Source organism: candidate division WOR-3 bacterium, assembly GCA_039801365.1.
In the GTDB taxonomy this organism is placed as follows: Bacteria; Hydrothermota; Tepidihabitantia; order Tepidihabitantales; family Tepidihabitantaceae; genus JBDRUN01.
In genome coordinates, this window is record JBDRUN010000108.1 from 1 (window position 1) to 6,959 (window position 6,959).

Consider the following 6,959-nt stretch of genomic DNA (forward strand, 5'->3'; position numbering starts at 1 on the left):
CCCATTGATACCAGCGTTGCCAAGTGGTTACACTACTACATGGACGACTCGGTTTCGGCCCCCGGCCGCGCGCTGCTGCTGGCCGCAAAGGCGGCTCTCTCCGCCGAGAACTACGTCCAGGTACCGGGCTTCACCGACCGCCACCGGATCGTTGTCTTCCGTGGGCAGCACTTCGTCAAGCCCCGGGGGTTTGTCAATATCAAGAATACCGAATCGGTTTATCGCGCCGGTGTGACGCGGAGAGACCCGGCTCCCTTACATGTTTTGCGAGGTGAGCGAGAGGCGGCCATGCTCGAAGCGCGGTTTCCTTCAGTGCTATCCGAGGACCCGCGTTGTCTGCATCCCCGAGTTGTGCAGTTGCTTGATAACATTGATACCCTGAGGGCGTTTATCTACGCGCTTGCTTTTCCGTGCGACTTCTCCCTAGGCAGCAGAGTAATTGGTGGAAAGGAGAAGCTAGTATACCTCCTTGATGCCAACCAGGTTGCGGAGTTGGCTCCTGCCGACGAAATAGTGACAGCAGCTCATATGTTACTCGTCGGTGAGAAGCCAGAAGTCGTCAAGGCCCGGCAGAAAGCGGTCTCTGACCTTGACGCTTTCCTGAATAGGAAGCTCAGCAACAAGGCCGCTTTTGTGGCAGAACTTAGGAACCTCTCGCAAGCTGTGGTATACGACAAGTCATCCAGCGATGCGGCCAACGACTTCAAGCGTGTGCAGAAGTTGTTGCTGTATTGTGAAGCCGAAAAGTTCGACTCAAAAACATAAACATAGAGGAAGAATTACTATGAGTATACTCAGCCGCTCAGCGATACTGACCGGGATGGAGAAAGGATGGGTACGGATAGAACCGTTCATCGAGGAAAACGTCAAGGCGGCATCGGTAGAACTGCTCTTAAGCAACGAGTACTTTGAACTTAAGAAACGCGACCAGCCACTGACCATTGATAAGTACGCTGACATCGGAGACGCACTGGAGCTAAAGAAGGGCGGCAACAGCATCGAGCTACCGCCGGGCAAGACCATCGTGTGCCAGACTCGCGAGCGCATTTCGCTGCCTGACGATATTGCGGGCTGGATTACCCCGCGGGGCAGGACCGTGCTCCGCGGCCTGAATCTTCAGGTATCAACCGGGTTTGTCCAGCCCGGCACCAGAGACAAACAGCTTTTCTTCCTTGTCTGCAACGTCGGGCCGAACGTAGTTCTGCTCAAGACTGATGATAAGATATGTCAGCTTGTCCTATTCAGACTGTGACAAGGGGAAGATACGTGAGAGGCACGTCGCGTGGAGAGGCAGAGCAAGGCGAAAGATTTTTTTGAGACACTCGGTTGTCTATTCAAATTGTTCGTGGTGCTTCCGGCTTTCCTGGTTGTCTTTTTCATGCTGCTAGCTGTCTTTGGGCACATCACGGATTTCGGATTGAGATCTTTTGTCATCGTACCACAGCGCTGCTGGGAAGGGGTCCAGGAGAAATACTGGAAGCTTACAGGTACATATGACGCCAGAATCCGAAGTCTGGTTCCGATAGATTCGTACTACACGGATAGGCCTCGGCGCACGAGTGTTGCCGACTTACGCAGGTTCCTGGGGACAATCGGCTGGCCCATTGACTACGAAGAGAACGAATTTGACTGTACTGAGATGAGCGCAGCACTGGAACACACTCTGGAGCAGATGGGCTTTGAGGCAGACATAGCGGTTGTGATAAGGGGTAAGTTGTTTGCCTCTGATGTGGAGCATGCCTGGGTGATTGTACGGACTGATTCGGGCGAGGCGCATGTGGAGCCGACCCGGTCGCCGCCGGAAATTGTGGAGCCCCGGCGCTGCCGGAAGCGTTATCGGGATATATATGGAGCCATTGGGTATTGTGGGATACGGGAGTGGGACTGGTGGACTCGGATAGAGATAGAAGTCAGAAATGGTCGGGTCGGTATGTGGCCGAAGTGAAATGACACAGGCAACAGAGGACGGGAAATTGGCGACGGGCGACAGTCTGTTCCGGTCTTGTTGCCTGTTACTGGTCACATATCACATTCCACTGGTTTTGACATGATACTCGGCAAGGCAGAAATTCTGAAGGAGATTGCAGCTGGATGGCTCAAGATTGACCCGTTCGACGAGACTGCTATTGGTATGGCGTCAATTGAGCTCAGGCTCAAGCCAGAATTTGGGTTCTTCAGAGAAAGCGGCAAGATGGTAGACCCGGCGTGCGTTCTTGCTGACTCTGACGTAGTATGGCGGCGGACAGCGTCTCAGGAAGGGCCGATTGTTGCTCCCTGGCCGCAGCCCAATTGCCGTGTGGTTGGCAAGACGGTGGAGCGAATTACGCTATCTGACGGTCTTTGCGGCTGGGTAACACCAAAGGCTCGTACCGCGATATTCGGATTCAGCCTGAGCATCACAACTGGCTTTATCCAGCCTGGCACGCAGAACGAGGAACTGTTCTTTCTCATTACCAACACCGGCCAGCTGCCGCTACACCTTCGTCCTGGTATCCGCATCTGCCAGTTGGTGCTGAGCAGAGTGGGGAGTGAATAGTGCATAGAGACTAGGGGTTGGTGGTTAGTGAGAAGAGAAGAGGGAAGAGGGGAAAGAGAAAAGGGAGGAGTGATAAATCATGAGTGATGAGAGGGAAGAGAGGAGCGGTGAGGGAGGGGTGATGAAGAGGATACTCGTAGTAACGACGGTCGGTGAGTCGCTGAGCACGGATTACACCCACAGGCTTTTGGGCGATATGCTGGACGAGCATGAGGGCGGATTGTCGCAGGACCAGAGAAACGAGCTGCACAAGTTCTTCACGCTTGACCTCAAACAAAGGAGACCGCCAGATACGGAAACGCTGAAGACTTCTCTCTGCGGGTTCAATGTAGCAACAGGTGCCAAGGATGCACCCTGTGCTGAGATTCAGAGTTTGCTGCTGCTGTTTCAGAAACTGAGTCCAAAGCGCAACGGTGAGGCCGTCTCTATTGACCTTGTATTCGTGCCGACAAAGGAGACAAAGTCGTTTGCAGAACTAATAAAGGGTTGGTTTGAGACAAACAAGGATGCTATCAAGTCGGCGTATTCCGGCGTCTGTGTGAGTCCGCGGTACGTCTTATCCGGCGTGGAGCTGGATGTAGGGGACAAGGAGCAGTTCCACGCCGGGCTGGCCGAGTTGACCAAGGTCGTAATAGAAGAGCTGCGCAAGTCTCCGTTGAAAAACGGCAACTACGACGAACGCTACCTGAATATCACCGGCGGGTACAAAGGCATCATCCCCGTGCTTTCTCTCCTGGGATTTACCAGTGAGGACGTCAGGGTATGCTATGCGCACGAAAAGTCGTCACACATCATCATAATGCCTGAGTTGCCTGTTGCCTGGGACCGGCAGAGGCTTGATGAGGTGCGCGGGTACGTGCTTCGTGGCAAGATTAGCAGCGGTGAGTACGACAGGCTCCCGGAGCCGTTCAAGTTCTTGTTCCTTCCTAAGGAGCACCAGACTGAGTACCCCCGGTCTTCGCTCGGTGAACTGGTGGTCAACGCTTCTCTGGGTGAGCCGCGCACCAGGTTCGGATACGGCCGATACCTGATGGCGATGCTGCAAGACAAACACAGGAAGGAGCTGGAAGCCAAGCTGAAGGAGTGGGAGCATCTCTGGATTGGCGACCAGATACCAGAAACAGTGGAACATTCCCGGTTACACACGCTCAGGCTCCTGGGATTCGCACACCAGTTGTTTTCTGCCTATCAGGACAACGGTTTGCTGGGCAAAGTCGGCGGCTCTCTGGGCCTGTACTTGCTCATCTGCGCCATCTGGCTGCACGACATCGGCCACTCGGCGCTGGAATATGAGGTAAACGGGAAGAAACTGCCCATTGCCCTGATGCCGTCTTTGGTGCGCGAGTGGCACCATTATACGTCTGCTCGGCTTATCCGAAGTGGCAGCTATCTTGACGACAAGAAGGAGAAGGAAGCAGTTGCGCTACTGGCCGAGTATCACCGCGGCAGGATGAAACTTCTGAACGAGAACGGCGCGACCGAGTTTGATGAGCCGTATGGCCACGCCATACTCACGGGCAGGAGGCCGACGCTAGAAAGCAAGCTGAAGGAGCTCCGTGACAGCAAAGGTCTGCCCGACGGCATCGTGCCGGAGCATATGCTTCTGCTTGCGGCTATCCTGCGCTTTGTGGACGGGTGTGATGTGCAGGCTGACCGAATCGGCGGTACGGAGTATCTGGAGGCACGCAGGAAGCGTACCGAGGACGAGGTCAAGTTCCTGCAAGACCGGCTCAAGGTACTCCAGTCGAATCACAAGGAGTGTCGCTATTCTGCCTTTGCCAAGTACGCCTCTCCGAGGTCGTCTGAGGATACCGTGGCCCTGCAGGTTGTCAGCCTGCAGGACCAGATTAAGTTCAAGCGGAAGCAGTTTGAGCACTTCAAGGAGCACCAGAGCATAGCGCTGGCGTTCCTCTATCGCAAAGAAGGGAAACTGCGCGTCGGACTCGTGCCTGCGGGAGACTCTGACGAAACCAAGAAGCTGGTGCAGAAGCGGGCAGAAGGCATAGGCAAGGAGTATGAGTCAGTGAGGACGGTCTTCAACAATGCAGGTATCTGTTTTGAAGGCGTGTATTGCATTCGCGGAGGTGATGAGACTCTGCTGTGGGAGCCGGACAAGAAAGGAGGCAGTACCTGATGGAGATGAAGGAGTTGATTGAGAAGCTCTGCGCGATGAACGGCAGTGCAGCCGGCCCGCCTCTAGCCCTTATCGGCTATGACGTGGACCGGATTCACGACTACGTGTTTGCCACCAGCAAGCCGATGGAAATCGCCGGTGCAAGCCTGATAGTGAAAGGGATAGACCAAATGGCCAGGGACATCGTGAAGGACTTGCCGGGTGAATCGGTGTGCTACGCAAACGGCGGAGCCGGCCTTGTTCTTGTGCCGTTCAGCAAGGCTGAGTCACTGTGTCAGGGCATTGAGGGCGGATTCAAGAAGGCGTCTGTGACTGGTTCCTGTACCGCGGTATTTGTTCCGCTGGAGCGCCCGGCAGACGGGGACAACGCGTGGTTCGAGGAGGCGTTCCGGGCGCTTTCTGCCAAGCTGCGCAGACGCAAGGACGAGAAAGCCCTGGAGTCAGCCGGGTGGCAGCCGATTCCCGGGTATCTTGTGCGCTGTGAGTCGTGTGGCCGGTACCTGGCCAGCGAACAGGATGACAAGTACGAAGGCGATGAGAAGCGTATCTGTCCATCCTGTCTGGCCAAGCGCAAGGCGTGCCGCGACAATGTGAAAATGAACGTGCTTGAGCGGGCGCACGACCTTGCCGATCTGGTGCGGCGGGATAACGGCGAGGAGGACGACCTTGCGGTCATCTACTGTGATGCACGGGATATGGGCTCGCGGCTAGGTAACGACTGGGACAGAAGACAGAAGCTGTCAAAGGCCGTTGCGGATGCGGTAGAGTCTTGCCTTGAAGTAGCGCGGAAAGCCGCGGGTGATGGTCACTGGCTCGACCTTGTCGCAGGTGGAGACGACGTCTTGATACTCGTGCCGGCAAGATGCGCGCTTAGCGCGGTGCTTGCTATTCAGAAGGAATTCCACAGCAAGCTCAACGGGCAACTGACACCCGAGGCGCGGCTGGACATTGGATACCTGATTGCCGACTGCCATCTGCCGGTTCGGTATCTATTCGACTACGCTCAGTCTCTGATGAAGAGCGCCAAGAACTACGGCTATGAACTGGCTGACGTGTGCGGACGGGACAAAGATGCGATTGACTGGCTGGTAATCAAAGGCGGTTCTCCGCTCAACCGCGACATCAGGACTCTGCGTCAGGAGTGTCTCACCAGAGACCTGGGCAGCAGCCGCGTGTACCGGCTGACCCGCAAGCCTTATGCCTGGGACGAGTTCTGTAACAACCTGCTGAAGGTGCGCAAGGCGATGAACGATCGGGGTGTCTCCCGCTCACAACTGAAGTCCCTGGGTGTTCATCTGCTGGAGCATCCTGAAGTGGCCCGGCTCAACGTTGCCTATCAGGTAGCCAGAAACCGAGAACTGAAGGAAGTACTAGAGAAAGACATCAAGCGTGAAGATTCGGATGCGTGGCAGGACTATTTTGTGAGTAAGGAAGAAGACGGTGACTATCACACCGGCTACTTTGACCTGCTTGAGCTTGCTGAACTGGAGGGCGGATGAAAGGATGGATAATCAAGCTGACGCCTGAGAACTGTCTTGCCATCGGCGGGCATACCGCGTCGTGGTTTGCGGACAAGGCAACCGCACGCGACCACGACGGGTATCCGGTTATTCCGGCAACAGCGCTGAAAGGCGCGCTCAGCATCGAGGCAGAACGGCTGTTCGGCGAGAGCAAGGCAAGAAGTATCTTTGGAACCGGTTTGCTTAGATTTGATGATGCTGAGCTCTTGGGCAAAGCGCGGGAGCTGTACAAAGACGCGCAGGACGGCGCCTCGCCCGGGTATCAGCGCCGGGTCGGGGTTGCCATCTCGCGCCGCACTCGTACGGTACAGACCGAGCGGCTGTTTGACTGGGAGACGACCGCACCTTTCCTGAAAGACGCCGAGTTCAGGGCAGAAATTACCTGTACTACCGAGCCGACTGAAGAGCAGAAGAAACTGCTGGAGGACCTCTGGAAGGCTTTGCGGGTCACCGGGCTTGCCATCGGCGCTGCCAAGTCGCGTGGGCTTGGTCACTTCAAGTTCGACGAGGAAGAGCTGAGCGGTGCAACGGTTGCCATGAAGACCTTGGCAAGAAGTGACAAGTCGGAATACATAGTCAGGTTGGTTCCGGAAGAGGAGTTCCGCACCAGTCGGCTCAAGGCACGGCAGTATTTGATGGAGACTGAGGACTACATCCCGGGTGCAACTTTCCGCGGGGCGGTTGCCAAGGCTATCGGATACAACAACGGCGATGTCTTTGACCGGTTGTTCAAACAAACCACGGTGCGGTTCGGACCGCTGTATCCGTC

General features: G+C 55.7%; 7 protein-coding genes. All 7 read left to right on the plus strand.

Annotated elements, in window-relative coordinates; all coding sequences use genetic code 11:
- A partial coding sequence (locus ABIL25_10350) for a hypothetical protein (protein MEO0082667.1) occupies positions 1–765 on the plus strand: 765 nt, incomplete at its 5' end.
- A 19-nt stretch (positions 766–784) separates the two neighbouring features.
- Entirely contained in the window at positions 785–1,252 is a 468-nt protein-coding gene (locus ABIL25_10355; GenBank protein ID MEO0082668.1) for a hypothetical protein, read from the plus strand.
- Positions 1,253–1,417: 165 nt separating this feature from the next.
- Entirely contained in the window at positions 1,418–1,945 is a 528-nt protein-coding gene (locus ABIL25_10360; GenBank protein ID MEO0082669.1) for a hypothetical protein, read from the plus strand.
- Between the two features lie 102 nt (positions 1,946–2,047).
- Positions 2,048–2,536, plus strand: a complete 489-nt coding sequence (locus ABIL25_10365; protein MEO0082670.1) for a hypothetical protein — start codon at positions 2,048–2,050, stop codon at positions 2,534–2,536.
- Positions 2,537–2,615: 79 nt separating this feature from the next.
- Positions 2,616–4,670, plus strand: coding sequence for a hypothetical protein (locus ABIL25_10370; GenBank protein MEO0082671.1), 2,055 nt, complete (start codon positions 2,616–2,618; stop codon positions 4,668–4,670).
- Positions 4,670–6,169 (plus strand): hypothetical protein, encoded by a 1,500-nt coding sequence (locus tag ABIL25_10375; GenBank protein MEO0082672.1) that lies wholly within the window; start codon positions 4,670–4,672, stop codon positions 6,167–6,169. The genes ABIL25_10370 and ABIL25_10375 overlap by 1 nt, the downstream gene beginning before the upstream one ends.
- A partial coding sequence (locus ABIL25_10380; GenBank protein ID MEO0082673.1) for an RAMP superfamily CRISPR-associated protein occupies positions 6,166–6,959 on the plus strand: 794 nt, incomplete at its 3' end. The genes ABIL25_10375 and ABIL25_10380, both read left to right, overlap by 4 nt.